This window comes from Kibdelosporangium persicum, from assembly GCF_013280595.1.
GTDB classification, from domain to species: domain Bacteria; phylum Actinomycetota; class Actinomycetes; order Mycobacteriales; family Pseudonocardiaceae; genus Kibdelosporangium; species Kibdelosporangium persicum.
The window spans coordinates 97,309-117,854 of sequence record NZ_JAAATY010000006.1; the positions used below are offsets into that span (position 1 = coordinate 97,309).

Consider the following 20,546-nt stretch of genomic DNA (forward strand, 5'->3'; position numbering starts at 1 on the left):
GACGTCGGTTCATCCATGCGAACAAGGTGTCCGGCGTACAGTGTCGCCGTGGACAACGACATCGATGACAACGCGGACACCGGAATCCTCGATCCAGAGGACACATTGGACGACCGCAACGCCTACGACGAGGGGTACTCGCCGCCCGAGAAGGCGCCGGTCCTCGACGAAGGTGTGAGCCTGGCAGACCGGCTCGCCAGGGAAGAGCCCGACCTGGCCGATGACGACGGCGACGGCCTCGGCGACGCGCGCGACACCGACGGCGAGCTGATCGACGACGAGGTCGGTCACTTCCGCGCGGGCCGTCTGGTCGCGCAGGACGAAGGGTTCGGAACGGACAGTGACGACGAGCTCTACGCCTCGGACGTGGGCATCGACGGCGGCGCGGCGTCCGCCGAGGAGGCCGCGGTGCACCTCGTCGACCCGCGGGAGTACTGAGCCGCCCCGCTCTGGCGGACGATCCATGCGCTGACCACAATGCACGCATGAGCATCGTGACCCGGGGCTTCCGGGGCAGACGGGACTCCGCGCCCGACCTGCCCCCTGGCCAGTACCTGACGCGTGACTTCCCGGTCCTGTCGGCCGGTCCGACGCCCCGGATCAAGCAGGACGACTGGCAGTTCACGATCACCAACGAGGCGGGCGACAAGCACACCTGGACCTGGCGTGACCTGCTCGCCCTGCCCAGCGAGCAGCCGACTGTGGACATTCACTGCGTGACGAAGTGGTCCAAGCTGCAGACCAGCTGGCAGGGCGTTTCGCTCGACACCTTCTTCGAGGCCGTCGACACCGGGGCGGACTACGCGGTTGTCCGCTCGTACGGCGGCTACACCACAAATCTTCCGGTGGAGGACCTGGTCGACGGTAAGGCCTGGCTGGTCTACCGCTACGAAGGCGACGACCTGCACCCCGAGCACGGCGGCCCGGTCAGGCTGCTCGTGCCGCACCTGTACTTCTGGAAGTCCGCGAAGTGGGTGAAAGGACTCGAGCTGAGCGACGACGAGCAGCCGGGGTTCTGGGAGACGCTCGGCTACCACAACTACGGTGACCCGTGGCGCGAGCAGCGGTATTCGGGCGACTGATGGTCCTGCGCTGGCTACCCGGAAAGGTCGCGGACATCCGGGTCGAGACGCCCACCTCCCGCACGATCGTGTTCGACGTCCCCGACTGGGCCGGTCACCTCGCCGGCCAGCACATCGACGTCCGGCTGACCGCCGAGGACGGCTACAGCGTGCAGCGCAGCTACTCGCTGGCCGCGCCCGCCGACGAGGACCGCATCGAGATCCTGGTCCAGAAGGTCACCGACGGTGAGGTTTCCCCGTTCCTGGTCGACGACCTGCTGCCGGACGACGTGATCGAACTGCGCGGCCCGATCGGCGGCTGGTTCACCTGGGAGCCGTCGCTGGGCAAGCCGGTCTCGCTGGTCGCGGGCGGGTCGGGGATCGTGCCGCTGATGGCGATGATCCGCGCCCGGACCCAGGCAGGCAGCGACGCCGGGTTCAAGCTGCTCTACTCGGTCCGGGGCCCAGCCGACGAGTACTACGCCGAAGAACTCGGCAAGCACGGCATCGAGGTCACCACGATCTACACCCGTTCGGAGTCACCCTCAGGCAGGCCGCCGGGCCGTATCCGGCCGGAGGACCTGTCGGTGCTGTGGCCCGCGGACGCGGGCGCTCGCACGTACGTGTGCGGCCCGACCGGGTTCGTCGAGGCGGCGGCGCAAGCACTGGTGGACCAGGGGCACGATCCCGGCACGATCCGAACCGAACGATTCGGCCCCTCCGGAGGATGACAATGCACGTCGACGGCAACGCGGTCGCGGGAGCTCTCGGCTTCGACGTCTCGGTGCTCAAGCTGACCTGCGCCTCGTGTGGTCAGCTCGGCCCGTTCGCCGAGCACCACGTCTACGACGCCGGTCCCGGCATCGTGGTGCGGTGCTCGCACTGTGGCGAGATCACCGCGCGGATGGTCCGGACCGACACCGAGATCTGGCTGGACCTCAGGGGCTCGCAGTCAGTTCGCGTTCCGCTGCCCGCTGAGGCGTGACGAACAGCATCAGCGACACGGCCAGCAACGGCACGACACCGAAGCCGAACGCGATCGCGCCACCGAGTTGCTGGGACGCGAGCAGATCCGCCGTCCAGGGCAACTTCAGTGACCGGTAGAACGCCTCGCCGATCGCGTTGTCCTTGAGCAGCAGTGCGACGCCGAACACGGACTGTGTCACCAGCGCCGCGACCGTCATCGTCCGCCGGTCCCGCAACGCGATCTCGGGCGCGAACGCGGAGCAGAAGAAGACGAAGCCGGTGAGCAGGAGCCACAGGTGAATCCCGGCACGCACGACCGGCTGGTCCGACGACCACTCGAACACGCCGGTGAGGTACACCAGGTAGACGGAACTGCCGAACAGCGCGGTGGCGGCGATGGGGTGCATGAGTACACGCCATGACCGGGGAGCGCCGATGGCCAGCAACATGGGGGAGAGGACCGCCAGGATCATCGTGCTCAGCACGTCAAGACTGAAGACGGCCGGTGCGTACCGCCCGATGCCTGACGACGTGGCGATCACGACCCCGGCGCAGCCCGCGATCCACGTGAGCGACCGGAACCGCAGCACGGCGAGCACGATCGCGGCCGTGCCGAGCAGGAGATCGAACCGCCAGTCGGTGACCAGCCGGGCCAGATCCGGCGGTCCACTGAGGACATAGCCCAGCTTGAGCTCCACCGTCGGGACGAGCTCGTTGTGGTCGGGCGGTGGCGTGCGCGCGAGCGCGGCCGCGAGGCCGATGGTCATCAGCATCATCAGGACTTCGACGGCGCCGAGTTTGAGCAATGCCCGGCCGGTGCCGGTTTGTACGACCTCGCGCACGCCATGGCGCCGTTGGAAATACCCGAACACACCGAGTACCAGCAACGCCCCGAGTTTCGCGATGACAAGCCAGCCGTACGAGGTCGTGACGAGGTTCGGCGGTCTGACCCGCACCAGTGCGTTGATCACGCCCGACGCGGCCAGTGCGATCCAGCACCACAAGGCCACTGTGGAGTACCTGGTGACGGCGGCGGTGAGGTGTTCGCCCTTCCGGTAGGCCAGAATCGCGACGAGTCCGCCGACCCACAGCGCCGCGGCGACCAGGTGGACCAGCAGACTTGAGGTGGCCCAGTCGTGATCACCACCGCTCGACGAGTGTCCGCTCGACGCGACCGGAACCAACCCGAACAACGCCAAACCCAGAAGCAGCCGGGAAGAACGCCGGGTCTCCACCCTCGTCGCGGCAATGGCGATGACCGCCGCGACGAGCGCGGTCAGCATCCACGCTCGCGTTGGCTCGACCGCGAAAGCCAGTGCCAGCAGGCGATCGAACTCCAGCACGTAACCCAGCGGCCTGGCGTAAGCGTCGGCCAAGGTGAACGGAACGGACAGAAGCGCGGCCACGCCCCACAAGACGGCCGCCCAGCCTGCCGTCCGGATCGAGGCGCGGTGCGGTGACGGCAGCAGGAACGCGGAGAACAACAGCCCGCCGATACAGACGACGGCGCTCACCTCGGCCAGTACCCGCACGACAGGCAGGCCGTAGCTGGCGTAGAGGTCCGTGCCGCGTAACCCCGCGACGGTGAAGTCGTTCCCTGTGACGGACAGCAGTCCCACCGCGGCAAAGCAGGCGAGGACCGTTCCGATCCCAAGAAGGGCAACAGTCTTCGGAGGTACGCGCACGCGCGGAGCCTAGAGGCCTGCGCGAATACCGCCACTCTGTATGCACCCGCCGACTATTCGACTTCGTCCAGTACTACGATCACTGTCAAAAACATAGTGACGAAATAGGTCAACCTGCCCGGACGGCACCGAGTCGATCGTGTGGAGTGGTCGCCGGGACGTGACGTCGGTGTCCCGGTGCCGCTGCCGGCACCGGGACATTCCCACGGTGGATCGAGGTTTACCGGCTCACTGCCGGGCTAGTAGCCCATTCGACAGCCCGCCACAATGATCTCCTGTCCCAGCAAAGTGACCACCCGCACGGCGTACTGGGCGTACTGCCCGTTCGGGCCGCTCACAGACTGGTTGACGTACACCGTTGCGACGCCGGGGATGCCGATGGTGGCAGGCTGGGTGCCGATCGGCTGGCCGTTGAGCGTGCCGACCCGCGACGAGCCGGACAGGCCTTGCTCATTGGCGACACACCTGGTCTCCAGGTCCGCCAGCGTGATCACGCCACCCAGCAGGCTGGCGCTGGAGATGTTCGCCGATGCGTCGGTGCGGCCGGTGTCGGCGTCCATCGTGCATTCGGCGTGCAGCGCCTGCACCGAGGCGATACCAGGTACGTTCACCGACGCTGTGGTCTTGTCGGAGTTCGGCGGGCACTCCGCGTGCGGGGTCTTGGCCACGTTGACCAGACCCTTCGCGCTGAGCGACCAGGCTTCGGCCCGCACGTACGAGACGATCTTGACGACCGCCGTGGCCTTGCCGCCGTCGTCATCGGTGATCGTCACCAGCACGGTGAACGCCCCGACACCGGTGTAGGTGTGTGACGCGGTGCAGGTGCCTGATCCTGCTCCCTGCTCGACCGTTCCGTTGACGATCGGTGTGCCGTCAGCGAAATCGACCGTACAGGTGTGTGTGTCGTGCGTGGCGATGTCGGTGAAGGGTGCGGTGATCCCGACCGGGGCACCGCGCACGAACTGGGTCCCGTTGGCGGGCGCGGAGATGCTCACGTTCGGGGCTACGTTGCTCACAGTGAGCGTCGTGGTCTGGGAGACGTCGGGGTGCAGCGAGTCGTTGGCGGTCAGGCGCAATGTCCAGACGCCGTCGTCGTTACACGTCACTGTGGTGTCCAACGCGGCCGCGTCGCCGAACACACATGTCGCTCCTGGATCCACGTTGGACAGTGGTGTCGCGCTCCAGCTCGTGGTCAGGCTGGGACCGTCCGGATCGGACACCTGACCGGCCAGTGCGATCGCTGTTCCTTCCTGACCCGCATACGGACCGCCGATCGTGACCACAGGCGGGTCGTTCACCCGGACGGTCGTGCAGTCGGTGACGCTGCCCGCGCCGCCGCCGTCGGTGCCATGCGCCGTGACGCACAGCTGGTGCAAACCAGAGGTCAGGTTGCCTGTGTTCACCGTGTAGTTCACCTGGGCGGGACCGTTCTGCGGCAGACCCGGTGTCACGTTGGTGATCGGCGTCGCGGGACCGCCGTCGACCGACAAGGTCAGGTTGACCAACTTGGACGCGATGATCCCCGGCACGACGTCCGGCAGGTTGGCCGGGTCAGGGACGGCTGTGCAAGTGCCGCCGGTGAGGTCGGCGATCGCCTGCAGGCTCGCGTCGTAATTGCCGAAGTTGCAGCTGGCGCCACCGCCGACCGCGAAGGTGAAGTACGTGGTGTCATCAGGCACCGCGCTCGCAGCGGGGATGACGTTGTTGCTTTGTGCGCCGTCCGACAGGAACATCACGATCTTGCGTGCCTCGGTCTGCGCATTGGTCACCGCGCTTGCCGCGGTGATCCCGGCGACGAAGTTCGTGCCGGTGCCCACACCGCGCGGGGTGAACTGGTTGAGCCCGCCGATGACAGCGGAGTCGAGCACCTCGTCGATGTCGCGGGCATTGTTGCCGTTGTCGTCGGTGGTCGGGGTGGTCGACAGCTGCTCACCGGCGGCGGGACGAACGTCCGCCGCGGCGCCGCCGGTGGCGAACACGGCCGCGCCGACGGTACCGATGACGGTGTTCGGGGCAGCCGCCTTGTTGTTCAACGCCTTCCCGGCTGCGATCTCGCACGCCAGGATGTTCGTGTTGCTACAGGGACCGGCCGTGCTACCGGACACGTCGAGCACGTAGGTCAGTGCCGTGTCCTTGACCGCGACTCCGGTTCCGATCGCCGCTGTGCCGGTGACGGTCACCGGGCCTTGCGGAACGACCGTGTTGTTCGCCGGGCTGGTAATCGTGACGGCGATACTTGTCCCGCCAGGCAGGTTGCCGTCGACCGCGTACGCCACCTGCCCAGCCATGGCTGTGACAGCGAGCGCCAACGCACCGGCACCCAGTAAAGGTCTTGTTCTCACGTACCCACTTCCCCTCGATGAGGTCACTTGCCCAGGAGAACATCGGGCACCGCGTGATCCGGTTACTACGCCGGTTCAGTGAGTGACGTTTGCCATGGATGCCAAGAACTCCGAGCTCATCGAGCGTTTACCCGCCGGAGGAAGAGCGGCGGACACCACAGATTTCGCCTGAACGGACTAGTGTCCACATCATCGGCCTGTCTCATTTGGACCACGCCAGGCGGCTGGCGGAAGTTCTCCGCTGAGCGAACAACAACCCACAGTAGAGTCGACCTCCCGTTGGGGACAGGTACCACTCTTGAGGGCTCAGACCTGGGCGGGTGTGGCGATCACGGCGTGCTTCGGCAGGTGAGGTCCGATCGCCGTCATCCCGGCCGCGGAAAGGAGCGCGCAGGCGAACACGACCAGCCACGGCAGCCAGGTCGCGACGGAGAACAACGCGACCACGCCCGGGGCGGCGACGCCCGCGATGGCGAACGCGTACTGGAAGGCCGCCAGGTAGCGGCCCCTCGTCGCCGGCGGTGCGGCGGCCTCGGCCAAGGCGTTCACGCGGGAGTTGAAGATCAGGCCCGCGGCGGTGACAACCAGGGTTGTCGCCAGCAGGTAGGGGATACGCCAAGACTCCGGCACCACGACGGCCGCGCCGCAGGCCACGCACCACAGCGCGAAGAGACCGGCGCTGAGCGAGATCGCCGTGGTGCGCTTGATGTTGCGGGTCGCGTGTACCGCCAGCGTGCCGCAGGTCGAGCCGATCGCGTTGAACACGGCCAGAACGACGCCGGTCAGCCAGGGCGGCGTGTGCAGTTGCTCGATGAGGTAGACCGGCAGACCGATCAGGAAGAAGTCGACAGCCAGGCCTACCAGGAACGTCACGCCGATCAGGGCGAGATAAGGCCGGTCACGCAGGGGAGTGCCTGCCGTGGACTCCTGCGCGTGCCGCACAGTCGGCCGTACAGGATGGACGAAAAGCCGCAGCAGCACGGCACACAACAGGAAGCTCACCGCGTCCACGGCGATTGCGATCTGATAGCCGGCCGGACCTGTCGACGCGATCAGCACACCGGCCGCCAAGCTGCCGATGCCGAAAGACGCGGTCCGCACCATGCCCGCCACGGCGAAGGCCTTGTCCTTGGGCCCGGTGCCCGTCACGTCAGCGATGAGCGCGAACACCGAGCCGTAGAACAGCTGTTGACCGGCAGCGAGCAGAAGCGCCGCGAGCAACGTGGCCGCCGGACCGTCGGCCACGAGGTACGCGAACGCGCCTGCCGCCTGCACGACTTGGGACGACACAACGACAGTGCGCGGCCCGGTCCGGTCGACCAGCCGTCCCGCCAAGGGCAGGACGGCAAGGCCGGCCAGCGTGCCGATCATCACCGTCGTGCCTGCCTGAGTGACCGACAGGCCGACGACCTGGACCGCGTAGACGAGTGCCAAGGGCAGGAACAGGCCGGAGCCGAAGTTGTCGATCGCCAGAGCGATGAGCAGGGCCGGCCGGCTGTTCCGCATGTGGCCAGCCTAGTCAGCGACCAGAACAGTGTTTCCGCGTAGCCGCCTGCCGAGGTGAGCGCCCTGACGGCGTTCCTGTTGGCGGCGGACGAGCCACGTTCCCGGTGCGACGCCTGTGCCGCCGTGTTCCGGATGAATCAGGTACACGGGAGCGGTGTTGGCGAAGGCCGCGATGCCGAGAACCAGCGGATCCTGCGCGTTCGTGGTGTATTTGCACGTCCACGGGTCGGCGACGAGCGTGTGCGGGTTGTTGCCCGCCTCGCCACGGACGAGTTCCACGCCGCCGCGCGGGACGTAGCGCTCGGTGCCCCACCATGGGTTGATGGTGGGGACCATGTCGAGCGGGATGACGATGAGGTCGCCCTGTGCCTGCAGGCCGTCGATCACCGGCACGGTCACTTCTCGTTCGAGGTGGTCCAGGACATCGAGCCCGGTTCGGTCAAGTAGTTCAGCCAAGTACATGAGGGATCACCTTGTGGGGGAGTCAGGTGCGGCGCCGCAGCTGGGCGTACTGGGCTCCGGTGAGCCCGTACGTCCAGCCCGCGGCGTCGACGGGGTTGTCGAACCGGTCGGGGACGTGCAGTCCGTACTGGCGGCGGGTTCCGTCGCGTTCCAGCGATCCGTTGGTCGCGAGCAGCAGCCGGGTTCTGGTGGCGGGCAAGGCGTAGAGGCGAAGCTCGCAGCCTGGGTTGCCGGGATCCGGGGCCTGGCCGAGGAGTGTCGATCCGGCTTGGTCGATGAACGCGGGCCAGCCGATCTTCTCGATCGCGCAGCGGCGTACCTCGACGTTGCGTTCGGCTGTGATCATGTCCGCGGTCGGTGTGCCGGTCACCCATGCGGGCACGAGAGTTCCGTGCCAGGCGTGCACTTTCCAGCCGTCCGGGTAGATCACCGCGGGGCCGTCGGCGCAGTGCAGGCGGGTTTCCGGGTCCGTGCGCAGCACCAATGGCCGTTCGGCGACGAAACATCGGTCTTCGCGGGGCCACCACCAGCCGCACGAGCGGGCGAGCGTGGCCCAGAGTTCCAGTTCGGCGAGGTCCTCGTCGGCGAACCGGGTTTCCAGGACCCGTTGGTGCATGTCGTAATGCGCGATCCAGTCCACGTCGTGCTGGCCGAGCCAGCGCAGCCCGGACGGCCGGGAGTCGGCGGCCCGGATCATGTCCGCGACGGATTCCCGGATGGATCTGCGCAGCGCTCCCCGGACACACGGGTCCAAAATGGACTTGGCTGGCTGGTCGCCGGCCACGGCCCGCGACGGATTGGGCACTTCGACCGGCCGGTACCGGCCGATTCGCCGGTCCAGCCGTTCACGCAGTGCCGACACCCGTGTCGCGATCCGGCTTTCCAGCGGCCAGGAACCGTTGTGGCGTAACGGGTCCGAAGGCGGGACCTGGTCCGCGGCGGCCGAGGGCGAATCCACCCACACGAACTGCGGGGGTGGTGCGCCGGCCAAGGCGTACAGCGAGGTGATGGTTGTTTGGGTGGTCTCGCGGTCCGCGGGCTCACACGACAACGCGTGTGCTGACCATTCGTCGCGGATATCGACCGCGCGCCACCAGAATTCCACTGAGGGAAGGGGTTTGTCCGCGAGGCGGGACTTGCGCCGCCTGGCCGCGCTCATCGCGCTTGGGCGTTACCGCCCTTTCGAATCGACATGGTGACGATGATCGCAGTTCGCTGGCCGAGGACGCAAGTCCTCGTGCCGCCGGGTCGCTGACGGGTGTGGTGGGCGTCACATGACTGGAGGTGCTGGGGATTTGTCCAGGACCTGATGGCGACGCGTGGTCACGGGGATCGACGCACGGGCGGTGCAGGACAGCGGATCGGCGGACGGCTCGGTATCGTGAGGCGTGATTTCGATCGACCCGACCTCGTCGGTGGCGCCCTACGAGCAGGTCCGGTCCCAGTTCGCCCAGCAGATCACCGACCGGACCCTGGCGGTCGGCGCCAAGCTGCCGACCGTGCGTGCGCTGGCCGCCGAACTGCGCCTGGCGGCCAACACCGTGGCCAAGGCCTACCGTGAGCTTGAGGAAGCCGGGCTCATCGAGACCCGTGGCCGGGCGGGCACGTTCGTCAGCGCGGCGGGCCAGCAGAGCCGGATCGTGATCCAGCGGGCCGCTCGCGATTACGCCTCCCAGGCTCGCGCGCTCGGGCTGGATCCGGAGGAGGCGTTGAGCATCGTCAAGGCGGCCCTGTCGGTCGACTGAGTGTTCCCGGTGCGGGGGCCGGTCGCGTCGAGCGGCACTTCGTCCACAGAGGACGTGAGCGTGTCGCGGCACGTGCTGCGCGGGCTCGATCAGGATTGAGCGGCTGTGTCAGCCCGTGGTCACGCCGGCTCCGTTTTCGTCCGGCCGCGATCCGCGGAGTTCAGGCCGTTGTGGCGGGGAAATGTGATTCCCGAGAGAATCGGTGGTCGATAGCCTGCGCCGGTGGATCACCCAACGGCAACACCGTCGATTCTTGCCATGGCCGATCTGGCCACTCCGATGTCCATCCGAGTGGCCGCGACACTGGGTCTCGTGGAGCGTGCGGGCAGCGGGGGCGCGACCGCGGCACAGCTGGCCGCCGAGACCGGGACCTCGGCGCCCGCCCTGCGTCGCATGCTCGATCACCTGGTCACTGTCGGTGTCTTCGACGTCGACCCGGATTCCGGTCGCTACCGGCCCACCGGCCTTGGTGCCCAGATGAGCGCGGACGCTCCGCAAGGGGTCAAGCCCCTGCTCGACATCACCTGCGCGGGCGGGCGCGCCGAACTCGCGTTCGTCGACCTGCTTGAGACGATCACCACCGATTCTCCCGCCTACGTGCGCCGGTACGGCCGCGATTTCTGGGCGGACCTGGAGGCCGACCCGAAACTGCGCAGTTCGTTCGACGCCCAGATGGAATGGCGGTTCCAGGCGCACGCGCCGCAGATCGCCGACCGTTTCGACTGGGGCCGGTTCACCGAGATCCTCGACGTGGGCGGCGGTGACGGGAATCTGCTCGCCGCGATCCTGCGGGCTCATCCCGGGGTGCGCGGCCGGGTGCTGGACTACGCGCCGTCGGTGGCCGCGGCGGCTTCGCGGTTCGAAGCCGCCGGACTGGCTGACCGGGCCGGTGCCGTGTCCGGGAGTTTCTTCGATCCGTTGCCGGAGGGGGCCGACGCCTGCCTGCTGTCCGACATCCTGCACGACTGGGATGACGAGAACAGCCGCAAGATCCTCGCCGGGTGTCGTCAGGCCGTCACGCCGAACGGCACGGTCGTGGTGATCGAGCCGGTGCGCGGGCGGGGCGACAGCACCGGGATCGACCTGTTCATGCTGATGTGCTTCGGTGGCCGGGAAAGGACCGTGGAGGAACTGGCCGAACTGGCCGCCGGCTGCGGACTGGAGCTCGCCGGGTCAGGTCCGGTGTCGGAAGGGCGCACGGCGCTGGAGTTCCGCGTCAGTACCTCGTAGGGCGCACCGGCCAGGGTCGTCGCCGTTGGTCACCGAGTCGGCGCGACCCCGGCCGCGGCCGCCGTCAGGCCACGGTGAACTCGCCGAGCGCGGACCAGTCGTCCTGCGGGACCTTCATGTTGACGATCCTCGGGGTCTCGGCCAGGTACTGCGGCAGGGTCGCCCGCGCGGTGCGGAAATGCTCGGAGTTGACGTGCTCGGCGCCGGCGTCGTCATCGCGGAACGCCTCGACGATGACGTACTCGTTCGGGTTGTCGACACTGCGCGACCAGTCGAACCACAGGCAGCCGGGCTCGGCGCGGGTCGCCTCGGTGAACTGCTTGGTCAGCGACGGCCATTGGTCGGCGTACTCCGGTTTGATCAGGAACTTGGCGGTGATGAAGATCATTACCGCATCGTAGCGAACCCGTGCGCCGCCGGCCGGCAAGCAATGCGACGTGTTCCGGCGTGCCGCCAATGTGGTCCAGTCCACACTGGTGTGCGGTTCAGCGGCTATCCTTGACCTGCCGGATGGGAGGGTCTCTTGGCCGCTGTCTTCATCAGTTATCGCAGTACTGATCATGCCGAAGCGGAACGACTCGCGACCGAGCTGCGTGGTCACGGCCACGATGTCTGGCTGGACACGTGGGAACTGCATGTCGGCGATTCGGTGGTGCGGAAGATGAACGACGGTCTGGCCGGCGCCGCCTATCTCGTGCTGTGTTATTCGACCAATTCCTCGGCCAGTCCGTGGCAGGATCGGGAATGGATGTCGGCGTTGCACAGGCAGGTCAGCGGCAAGGGCGTGACGCTTCTGCCGGTCCGGCTGACCGGTGGTGAGTCGCCCGCCATCCTGGCCGACATCAAGCACGTCGACCTCACGGCCGGCTGGTCCGAAGGCGTCCAGGCCCTGCTCGCCGCAATGAAGTGACCATGACCCGGCAACCCGTGTACGTGGTGTGCGCCGAAGGCGAGGAACACCTTGCCGAGAAAATCGCCGGGCCGCTGCGCGGAGACGGTTACGAAGTGACTCACGACGGTACGATCCTCGTGGGTGAGTCGCGCATCGGTAAGGCTTTGCAGGCCATGTCTTCGGGTGTGCCGATCGTTTTGTGCGCGACCGTGAGATCGGTCGGCAGTGCCTGGGCGCACAAGATCGTGAATGCCGGGTATGCCGCGTCCAACCGTGTATTCGTCGTGCAGATGGAGGACCAGGCGTACGTCGAGCAGCTCGCGGTGAAAACGAAAGTCGCCCGGTATTGCGCCGATCCGGTGACGGGTGTGCGGGAACTGCTGGACGCGCTCGCGGCGCAGTTCCCGGCCGCGTCGAAGCCGGCCAGGCAGAACACCGAGCGGCCGTATCTCGACCAGCCGACCGAGCTGACCATGTTCGACGTCGACTCGTTGCAGAACTTCCGTTCCCAGTTGCGGACCGAGGTGAGCGGCAAGTTCCCGGCGGGACTGACTCCGTGGCAGTTCCTCGAGCAGATCGAGGTCTGGACCAACGAGGGCGGGTTGACGCGCACGGGCGCGTTGCTGTTCGGCCGCAACCCGACTGCGGTGTGCTCGGCCGCGATGGTGAAGTGTGTCCGGTACTACGGCCTTGACCGATCGGACCACCGCGACGGTGAGACTCATTCCGGTCCGGTGACCGACCAGATCGTCAACGCGCGTGAGTTCGTCGCCAAGCACGTGCGCCGGGGTGAGCGGCCCAGCGAGGACCACGCGCAGGCCGTTGCGGTGTATGCCTATCCGATGATCGCGGTACGCGAGATCATCGCGAACGCGTTGGTGCACCGTGACTATTCGCAGCTCGACTCCTGTGTGCACGTCCGGGTGTTCGACGACCGGGTGGAGATCAGCAGTCCGGGCGACTGGATCGGCCACGACATTCCGTTGGGGGAGCCGCACGAGCTGACCGAGTTCAACGGGCAGTCGATCAAACGCAACTACCGGCTGGCCAACATCCTGTCGTGGGTGCGTCTGGTGGAGGGTGAAGGCAGCGGGATTCCGTCGGCGCTGCGCGACTGCCGCGGCAGTGGCAGTCCGATCCCGACAGTGCTGCGGGAGAAGGGGTTCATCACGGTCACGGTCTGGCCGCGGCCGCCCGGAGAGCCCGGGGAGGTCACGATCGCGGGGACCGGCCAGCGTCTGCTCAAACCGCGCACGCTGCCTCGTGGGGTGAAGACGTTCGTCGGGCGTGAGGCCGAACTGGGGTGGCTGGAGAGCTCGGCGGACGCGGGCGTCTTCCTGATCACCGGCGCGCCGGGCACCGGCAAGACGACGCTGGCGGTCAACTTCGCCCACCAGGTGGCCGATCGTTATCCCGACGGTCAGCTGTACGTGGACCTGCACGGCTTCAGCCCGTCCGGCCGTCCGGTCCAGGCCGCGGAGGCGTTGCTGTTGTTCCTGCACGCGCTCGGGGTCTCCCGGCAGGCCATGCCGGTGGAACTGGAGGCCCGGGTGGCGTTGTACCGCAGCATCGTCGCGGGACGGCGGATGCTTGTGCTGCTGGACAACGCCCGGTCCAGCGAACAGGTCCTGCCCTTGCTGCCTGGCTCCGCGCAGTGCCGTGTCCTGGTGACCAGCCGGGCCCGGTTGGCCGATCTGGTGGCCAAGAACGACGCTGTGCAGGTGGCGTTGACCGTGTTCGACCGCAACGCGGGTCTGACGCTGCTGGCGCGTTGTCTGGGTGACGAACGGGTCGATGCCGAGCCGGAGGCGGCGGCCGCGCTTGTCGAGTACTGCGGTGGTCTGCCGCTCGCGTTGCGGATCGTGGCGGCGCATGCCGCCGCGCATCCCGAGTTCCCGTTGCAGGTTCTCGCGGGGGAGTTGAACGACGCGAACAGCAGGTTGGCTGTGCTGGCCGGGGATGACGAGTCCGCGAGCATCCGTGCCGCGTTCTCGTGGACGTATCAGGCGTTGAGCCCGGAGTCGGCGCGGGTCTTCCGGCTGCTGGGCCTGCACCCGGGGCCGGACATCGGGCTGGCGGCGGCGGCCGCGTTGACCGGCTTGTCGGAGCCGCAGGCGCAGCAGGTGCTGCGGGAGATCGGTGTGGCGCATCTGATCCACCAGTATTCGCCGGGGCGTTACCGTTGCCACGATCTGCTGCGGCTCTACGCGCATGAGCAAGCCATGGCGCACGACTCCGGCTGGGAACGCGACGAGGCGATCCGGCGCGTGCTGGATCACTACATCGCCCGCGGTGCGGAAGCCGACCGGCACTGGTTCGCCTGCGAGCGGCCCGTCCTGCTCGCGGCGATCGACTTCGCCGCACAGCATGGCCTGGACGAACGAGCGTGGCGGCTGGCGTCGATGATCACGCCTTTTCTTGACCAGCAAGGTCTTTGGCACGACCTGGAGACCGTTCAGCTGACCGCGCTGACGGCCGCGGACCAGGCGCGGGACCGGCAGGCGTTGGCGGAGATCCACCGTAGTCTCGGTGCGGTGCACGGACAGTTCGGCCGGATCGCCGAGGCGGTCAAGCATTACGAACTGTCGCTGGGCTTGTGCCGTGAGCTGCGTGACGAGGTGGGGGAGGCGCATTCGGAACTCGCGCTGAGCGAGGTCTACGGGCGTCGTAACCAGTTCGACGAAGCGGTGTTCCATGCGCGGGTGGCGCTGGACTTGTTCCGTCGCAACGCTGATCGTCTCGGCGAGGCCGACGCGTTGGTGACGCTGGCTGACTGCGCGGTCCAGACCGGGGCGCTGCGTCAGGCGTTGAACGAGTTCTACGCGGCCCGTGAGCTGTACCGGGATCTGGACAACCGCAGCGGGGAAAGCCTTGCGCTGGACGGCCTCGGTCAAGTCCACCACCGCTTGCACCAGTTCTCCGAAGCTGTGGAGCACTACGAGCTGGCGCTGCGGTTGTTCCGGGAGACCGGCAGCCGCTACGGCGAGGCCGTGACGCTCAACCGTCTCGGCGACACCTACCAAGCGCTCGGTGACCGCGTGCAGGCCCGGTCGACCTGGCAGCACGCGCTCGAGCTGCTCAACGAGTTCGGTGACCCGGACGCCGACACCGTGCTGACCAAGCTGGCCTCGTTGGAACAGCGGGGCTCCGCCAGCCTGCGCGAGCCGGCGATCCTGGTGGTCGACGTGGCCCGGTTCGCCGCGCGGGAGCTGGCGGACTTCCAGGCGGCGCGCGGTGGCCTGTTCCGGGCGTTGCAGTCGGCGTTCCGGCGCGCCGGCATCGACTGGGACTCCTGCCGTGCCGAGGATCGCGGTGACGGCGTGATGATCCTGGTTCCGGCCGAGGTCGCCAAGGCGGTGTTCGTGGACGCGCTGCCCCAGGCGTTGGTGGCCGCGGTCGGTGACCACAACCGTCATCAGCCGGAGAGCCGGCGGTTCCAGCTGCGGGTGGCGCTGCATTCCGGTGAGGTGCCCATCGACGATCTCGGCCCGGTCGGCGCGTCGGTGAACTTCGCGTTCCGGCTGGTCGACGCGATCCCGCTGCGCAAGGCGCTGGAGGAATCCGCGAGCCCGGTCGCGGTCATCTTCTCGGCGACCTTCTACGACACCGTGATCCGCCCGCATCCGGACGCCGATCTCAGCACGTACCGCCAGGTCAGCGTCGCGATCAAGGAAACCGACGCGACCGCGTGGATCCACGTCCCGTCACCGTAGCCCCGACCCTCTCTCGTGAGTGTTTATCGGGGTTCTAACCCTGATAAACACTCACGAGGGGTGAGCTGGGGTTATTCGCCGCGCTGGACTTCTTCCCAGGTCCGCTTGGTCACGGCAGGGCCGTCGTCCGGTGCGCGGTTGGCCAGGCCGTTGAGGCCGAGGTAGTAGTCGCCCGACTGGTGCCACGCGGAGACGGACTGGTGCGGGTCGGACACGGCCATCGCGTGGATGTGGTGGTCCCACTGGCCCTGTGAGGGCTTGCGCCACCATGCCGCGAAGCCCACCTCACGCAGCTTGCGGACCACGTCGACCTTGACCGTGTCGCTCATGCCGCTGACGGAGATGTCCAGTGCGCCGCCGCCGTCGTGGGTGCCGCCCGAAGCGCCGACGCCACCGGGGTTGTACGAGCCCTGGGTGATCGTCAGCGTCCGGCCGAGCCGGGCCTCGGCCGCGGCGAGCATGGCCTTGGTGCGGGTGTTGATGGTCTTGCCCTGGTGGCTGACCCGTGCGCCCGCGCTCACCACGTTGGTCACCGTGAACCGGCCTTCGCCCAGCCGCTCCAGTGAGGTCTGGCCGGGGATGCCGTTGGTGTCGATGCCGCTCCACCCGAACGACTTCTGCAGGTTGGTGTAGGCCGTGGTGGTGGACGTGCCGAAGTGCCCGTCGACGTACTGCGCGGCGAGGAGTCCCTTGGCCTGCAGTGCCTGCTCGACCACGAGCACGTGGTCCCTGGCGCCGGGCGTGAGGGCGCTGTCCGGGCGGCGTGGATCGATCTGCGCCGCGAGCAGAACCTTCTCCATGTCCACGACGGGAAGCGCCTGTGCCGCCGGCGCCACGGCGATCGAGACGGCGCCCGCGACGGCCACTACCGCTGCCGCCCACTGTCTCCGCATCTTCGTCCTCCTCCTGGTCGGTACGACGCAGCTTGGCGAGGAGGGATACAAGGCAGCTACAAAACCCGGGTGGGCGTGCCCGCCAGGTAGGCCTGGATGTTCTCGACGGCCTCGCGGAAGTAGGTCCGGTAGTTGCCGTCGGTGACGTAGCCCAGGTGCGGGGTGGCCAGCACGTTCGGCAGGCTGCGCAGCGGGTGGCCGGCGGGCAGCGGTTCCTGGTCGAAGACGTCCAGTCCGGCGCCGCCGATCCGGTTGTCCCGCAAGGCTTCCACCAGGGCCTGCTGGTCCACGATCGCGGCGCGGGAGGTGTTGATCAGCAGGGCCTCCGGGCGCATCAGCGCCAGCTCGCCTGCGCCGATCAGGCCCCTGGTGCGGTCGCTGAGCACGACGTGGATCGACACGACGTCGCTGCGGGAGAGCAGTTCGCCCTTGGTGACCAGCCGTACGCCTTCCGCGGCGGTGCGTTCGGCGGTCAGGTTGGCGCTCCACGCGGCGACGTCCATGCCGAACGCGCGCCCGATCCGGGCCATCTGGACGCCGATCTTGCCGAATCCGATCAGGCCGAGGGTTCTGCCCGCGAGGCCGGTGCCGACGGTGCTCTGCCATGGGCCGTTGGTGCGCAGGGCGGTGCTCTCGGGCACCAGGTGACGGGCCAGCCCGAGGATCAAGGCCCACGTCAGCTCGGCCGGTGGTGTGGAGGTGCTGGCCGTTCCGCAGACGGTCACGCCGTGCTCGGCGGCCGCGGCCAGGTCGATGGCGGCGTTGCGCATGCCGCTGGTGATCAGCAGTTCCAGCTCGGGCAGCCGGGCGATCAGTTCGGCGGGGAACGGCGTGCGCTCACGCATGATCACGACGATTTGCTTGTCGCGCAGGGCGTCGACGAGCGCGTCCTGGTCGGCGATGTGTTCACGGTGGACGGTCACGTCGACTTGGCCGTCGAGCACCGACCAGTCGGCCATGCCCAGGGCGACGCCTTGGTAGTCGTCCAGAATCGCGCATCGCAGGCTCATGATCGACACGCTACCGCCGCGCCTGGCCGGGCCGGGCCCAGCCGCGGCGTTCGCCCTCGGCGATGATCTGTTTGCTGGCCGCCCACAGTGCCTGGGAGGCGTCGCCAATCATGGCTTTGCGGGCCCGGACGTCGTCGGCGGTGATGCCGGGGCTCAGCCACGTGCCGCCGCGGGCCATCCAGTTCAGCAGCTGGGGTTCCAGGCGGTCCATGGCCTTGGCGAACCGTGCTTCCGGGGTCTGGCGTGCCTCGAACTCGTCCCACAGTGCCCGGATCTCGGCGGCCTGGTCGGCGGGCAGCATGCCGAAGAGCTTCTCCGCCGCGGCGAGTTCGCGCTCGGCCTGGTCGGCGCCCATGGTCGGGTGGTAGATCGGGGTGTCGCCCGCGTAGATCTCGACCAGGTCGTGGACGAGGACGAGCTTGATGGTGTGGCCGACGTCGATGGGTTCGTCGGCGTACTCGGCCAGGACGACCACCATCATGGCCAGGTGCCACGAGTGTTCGGCGTCGTTCTCCCGGCGGTCGGCCGCGGCGAGTGGTGACTGCCGCAGGATCGTCTTGAGCCGGTCGACCTCGATCAGGAAGGTCAGTTGTCGCCGCAGCCGAGCCTCGATGGTGTCCGGCAACGGGGTCTGGTCGGTCAGCAGCGGCGTGCGGTCGTTCATGATCCCAGCCTCGCAGATCGCGCCAGCGGGCAGCGCCCCGGCACCGTCGCCGGGGTGCTGGTGGCCGAGGTGGTCTAGATCATCAGGCCGGGTACGCCCGCCCGGGTGCGCTTGCGGCGTAGCAGGACTTTGCGGGTGCCGTCGGAGTAGAGCCGCACGCGCGACAACTCCCACCCGGCGAACTCCGCCTGGATCGACAGCTGGACCGCCGCGCTGACCCGGGACACCCCGGGTGGCAGCTTCAGCGGCCGGTACTCCCAATCCCCTTCAACCACCCCATCGTTCACGGCTGCATCACCTGAACTCCTCCACCGGTCGCGGATGCCACGAGGACACGCCCGCTGTCCGGGTCGACGGTCACCGAATTCGGTTGCACGACAGTGGCGAACCGGTGTGTTTCCCGGGGTTCGCCACCGGCGACGTGGTAGCCGACCACCTCGTTCCGTTCTGTCAGGGTGACCCACGCCAGGTCACGTTCCGGGTCGTACGTGATGCCGTAGGGCGCCCCCGGTACGGGGTAGCGCTGTTTGAGCATGACCGGGTTGGTGGTGAAGGCCAGGAGCGCGCCGCCGCGCGTGTCGGTGACGAGCACCCGGCCGTACCGGTCGGTGGTCGCGTTGGTGGCGCCGAAGCCCGCGCGCTGGCCGGCCCCGACTTTGCCCTCCGTGAGGTCGATATCGAACAACGCGGTGCGCAGCCGGTCAAGCACGACCACGTTCTGGCCGGTGGTGAGGACCTGGTCGGCGCTGAACATGCTGCCGGAGATCTTCTTCTCGGCCACGCCGTCGCGCACGACGTCGACGGCTTTGCCGTCGGTCAGCGGCACGAGCGTCAGATCGCCCTGCACCGTGGCGCTGCCTGGCGCGTTCTGCACTTGCAGCGTGGTCGGGGTGGCCGCGGGAAGCGGGACGGTGAGGACCTGTCTGGCCGAGCCGACGGACGCCAGCACGCCGTCAGGCAGGGCGCTCAGCGCGGTGACCGGGCCGGGCATGGCCACGGATCGGGCCGGTGCGCCCGGGTCGTCGAGGTTGAGCAGCAGCAGCTGCGGGCTGTCGGTCGCGAGCGCGACGGTGCGTGCGCGCGGTACGGCCACCATGCCGGTGATCTTGGCGGCGACGGGGACGACCGTGCCGGACGGTGCCGAGGTCGACGGGGAGACGGCGGCGACGGCCGCCACGAGGTTGTCGGTGACCTGGAGGTCGTCGTGCGGCTCGCTCGACTGCGAACACCCCGCCAGCAGCGCCACACCCGACACCACGGCTACCAGCCGATGCAACAGCGACCTCCATCAGTAACGTCTTGTTCACCCAGCATCCCCGATTCACGACGCCAGGTCACGTGTTGCGGGCAACCTTCACCCGAGTCGTTGCTCCGGGTAGCCGAGCTCGATCCCGCTGACGTCGTCCAGCGCGGCCCGGATGGCGGCGGGCAGGGTCAGCTCCTCGGTCACGAGCGATCCGGCGAGCTGCCCGGTGTCCCGGGCGCCGATCACGGGGGCCACGACGCCGGGACGGTCCCGCACCCAGGCCAACGCCACAGCCAGCGGGGACGTTCCCAGTCCGTCGGCGGCGGTGGAGACGGCCTGCACGATGCGGGCGGCGCGTTCGGTGCGGTGGTGCTCGACGTAGGGCGCGTAGTGCGCGGAGGCGCCGCGGGAGTCGGCGGGTGTGCCGGAGCGGTACTTGCCGGTGAGCACGCCGCGGCCCAGGGGCGCCCAGGGCAGGATGCCGATGCCGTGGTGCTCGGCGGCGGGCACGACCTCGCGTTCGATGCCGCGTTCGGCCAGGGAGTACTCGACCTGGGTGCTGATGATCGGGGTGGCGCCGCCGGACATCAGCTGCATGGTGGCGGCGGTGGACAGCTGCCAGCCGGAGTAGTTGGACACGCCGGTGTAGCGGACCTTGCCGCTGCGCACGGCGGCGTCGAGCGCGCCGAGGGTCTCGTCGAGCGGGACCGCGGCGTCCCAGGCGTGCAGTTGCCACAGGTCGATGTGGTCGACGCCCAGCCTGCGCAGCGAGCCGTCGAGGGCGTGCAGCAGGGCCGCGCGGGAGGCGCCGCCGCCGAACGGGCCTTCGGTGCGGCGGGCCACGGCTTTGGTGGCGATGATCACCTGGTCGCGTGGGACGACGTCGTCGAGCAGGGCCCCGAGGATCCGCTCGCACTCGCCTTCGGCGTAGACGTCCGCGGTGTCCACGAGGGTGCCGCCCGCTTCGGTGAACGCGACGAGCTGGTTGGCCGCCTCGTCGGCGTCGGTGTCCCGGCCCCAGGTCATCGTGCCGAGGGCGAGCCGGGACACCCGCAGGCCGCTGCGGCCGAGGTGTCGGTACTCCACGAACCGTGAGCCTAAGGGCTGACGATCACCCCGGCCGGGCAAGGG

General features: G+C 68.4%; 20 protein-coding genes. 8 read left to right on the forward strand and 12 right to left on the reverse strand.

The window, feature by feature from the left end; genetic code table 11:
- The first annotated feature begins 48 nt into the window (after positions 1 to 48).
- From GC106_RS13180 to GC106_RS13195, 4 genes are read left to right on the forward strand one after another with little or no spacing between them, the layout of a single operon-like run.
- Entirely contained in the window at positions 49 to 438 is a 390-nt protein-coding gene (locus tag GC106_RS13180) for a DUF5709 domain-containing protein (protein ID WP_173129080.1), read from the forward strand.
- Between the two features lie 47 nt (positions 439 to 485).
- Entirely contained in the window at positions 486 to 1,082 is a 597-nt protein-coding gene (locus GC106_RS13185; RefSeq protein WP_173129083.1) for a sulfite oxidase-like oxidoreductase, read from the forward strand.
- Positions 1,052 to 1,792 (forward strand): ferredoxin reductase, encoded by a 741-nt coding sequence (locus GC106_RS13190; RefSeq protein ID WP_173129085.1) that lies wholly within the window; start codon positions 1,052 to 1,054, stop codon positions 1,790 to 1,792. Before GC106_RS13185 ends, GC106_RS13190 begins: the two co-directional genes overlap by 31 nt.
- Positions 1,789 to 2,046 carry a DUF6510 family protein gene (locus GC106_RS13195; RefSeq protein ID WP_173129088.1) on the forward strand — a complete coding sequence of 86 codons (258 nt, stop codon included), beginning with the start codon at positions 1,789 to 1,791 and terminating at the stop codon, positions 2,044 to 2,046. The genes GC106_RS13190 and GC106_RS13195 overlap by 4 nt, the downstream gene beginning before the upstream one ends.
- Here GC106_RS13195 and GC106_RS13200 read toward each other — a convergent pair.
- From GC106_RS13200 to GC106_RS13220, 5 genes are all read right to left on the reverse strand, one after another.
- Positions 2,000 to 3,646, reverse strand: coding sequence for a bifunctional copper resistance protein CopD/cytochrome c oxidase assembly protein (locus tag GC106_RS13200; RefSeq protein WP_173129091.1), 1,647 nt, complete (start codon positions 3,644 to 3,646; stop codon positions 2,000 to 2,002). The two genes, GC106_RS13195 and GC106_RS13200, sit on opposite strands and share 47 nt — an antisense overlap.
- A gap of 305 nt (positions 3,647 to 3,951) precedes the next feature.
- Positions 3,952 to 6,054: a choice-of-anchor P domain-containing protein gene (locus tag GC106_RS13205; protein ID WP_173129094.1), complete on the reverse strand. Its 2,103-nt coding sequence runs from the start codon at positions 6,052 to 6,054 to the stop codon at positions 3,952 to 3,954.
- Between the two features lie 306 nt (positions 6,055 to 6,360).
- A complete protein-coding gene (locus GC106_RS13210) occupies positions 6,361 to 7,560 on the reverse strand; it encodes an MFS transporter (protein ID WP_173129096.1) in 1,200 nt (399 codons plus the stop codon).
- A gap of 9 nt (positions 7,561 to 7,569) precedes the next feature.
- Positions 7,570 to 8,022, reverse strand: a complete 453-nt coding sequence (locus GC106_RS13215; protein WP_173129099.1) for a DUF8820 family protein — start codon at positions 8,020 to 8,022, stop codon at positions 7,570 to 7,572.
- A gap of 22 nt (positions 8,023 to 8,044) precedes the next feature.
- Complete coding sequence (locus GC106_RS13220) at positions 8,045 to 9,181, reverse strand: DUF6745 domain-containing protein (RefSeq protein ID WP_217280462.1); 1,137 nt, start codon at positions 9,179 to 9,181, stop codon at positions 8,045 to 8,047.
- Between the two features lie 229 nt (positions 9,182 to 9,410).
- On the opposite strand from GC106_RS13220, the gene GC106_RS13225 reads away from it, so the two are divergent.
- Complete coding sequence (locus GC106_RS13225) at positions 9,411 to 9,767, forward strand: GntR family transcriptional regulator (RefSeq protein WP_173129102.1); 357 nt, start codon at positions 9,411 to 9,413, stop codon at positions 9,765 to 9,767.
- A gap of 222 nt (positions 9,768 to 9,989) precedes the next feature.
- Complete coding sequence (locus GC106_RS13230; RefSeq protein WP_312872626.1) at positions 9,990 to 10,997, forward strand: methyltransferase; 1,008 nt, start codon at positions 9,990 to 9,992, stop codon at positions 10,995 to 10,997.
- 64 nt (positions 10,998 to 11,061) lie between these two features.
- On the opposite strand, the gene GC106_RS13235 is transcribed toward GC106_RS13230, so the two are convergent.
- A complete protein-coding gene (locus GC106_RS13235; RefSeq protein WP_173129104.1) occupies positions 11,062 to 11,385 on the reverse strand; it encodes a putative quinol monooxygenase in 324 nt (107 codons plus the stop codon).
- 135 nt (positions 11,386 to 11,520) lie between these two features.
- On the opposite strand from GC106_RS13235, the gene GC106_RS13240 reads away from it, so the two are divergent.
- The gene (locus tag GC106_RS13240; protein WP_173129107.1) at positions 11,521 to 11,907 is read left to right on the forward strand and encodes a toll/interleukin-1 receptor domain-containing protein; all 387 of its coding nucleotides are present in this window, start codon (positions 11,521 to 11,523) and stop codon (positions 11,905 to 11,907) included.
- A 2-nt stretch (positions 11,908 to 11,909) separates the two neighbouring features.
- The gene (locus GC106_RS13245) at positions 11,910 to 15,602 is read left to right on the forward strand and encodes an ATP-binding protein (protein WP_173129110.1); all 3,693 of its coding nucleotides are present in this window, start codon (positions 11,910 to 11,912) and stop codon (positions 15,600 to 15,602) included.
- Between the two features lie 71 nt (positions 15,603 to 15,673).
- Here the strand turns inward: GC106_RS13245 and GC106_RS13250 are convergent, their stop codons facing one another.
- The 6 genes from GC106_RS13250 to GC106_RS13275 all read right to left on the reverse strand — a co-directional run bounded on the left by GC106_RS13250 (position 15,674) and on the right by GC106_RS13275 (position 20,501).
- On the reverse strand, positions 15,674 to 16,495 hold the full coding sequence (locus GC106_RS13250) for a peptidoglycan-binding domain-containing protein (RefSeq protein WP_173129113.1): 822 nt from the start codon (positions 16,493 to 16,495) through the stop codon (positions 15,674 to 15,676).
- A 56-nt stretch (positions 16,496 to 16,551) separates the two neighbouring features.
- Positions 16,552 to 17,499, reverse strand: coding sequence for a D-2-hydroxyacid dehydrogenase family protein (locus tag GC106_RS13255; protein ID WP_217280498.1), 948 nt, complete (start codon positions 17,497 to 17,499; stop codon positions 16,552 to 16,554).
- A gap of 16 nt (positions 17,500 to 17,515) precedes the next feature.
- Entirely contained in the window at positions 17,516 to 18,169 is a 654-nt protein-coding gene (locus GC106_RS13260; RefSeq protein WP_173129118.1) for an HD domain-containing protein, read from the reverse strand.
- 74 nt (positions 18,170 to 18,243) lie between these two features.
- A complete protein-coding gene (locus GC106_RS13265) occupies positions 18,244 to 18,456 on the reverse strand; it encodes a DUF5703 family protein (RefSeq protein WP_173129121.1) in 213 nt (70 codons plus the stop codon).
- The gene (locus GC106_RS13270; protein WP_246365626.1) at positions 18,453 to 19,445 is read right to left on the reverse strand and encodes a YncE family protein; all 993 of its coding nucleotides are present in this window, start codon (positions 19,443 to 19,445) and stop codon (positions 18,453 to 18,455) included. The genes GC106_RS13265 and GC106_RS13270 overlap by 4 nt, the downstream gene beginning before the upstream one ends.
- 78 nt (positions 19,446 to 19,523) lie before the next feature.
- Entirely contained in the window at positions 19,524 to 20,501 is a 978-nt protein-coding gene (locus tag GC106_RS13275) for an aldo/keto reductase (RefSeq protein WP_173129124.1), read from the reverse strand.
- Positions 20,502 to 20,546 lie beyond the last annotated feature (45 nt).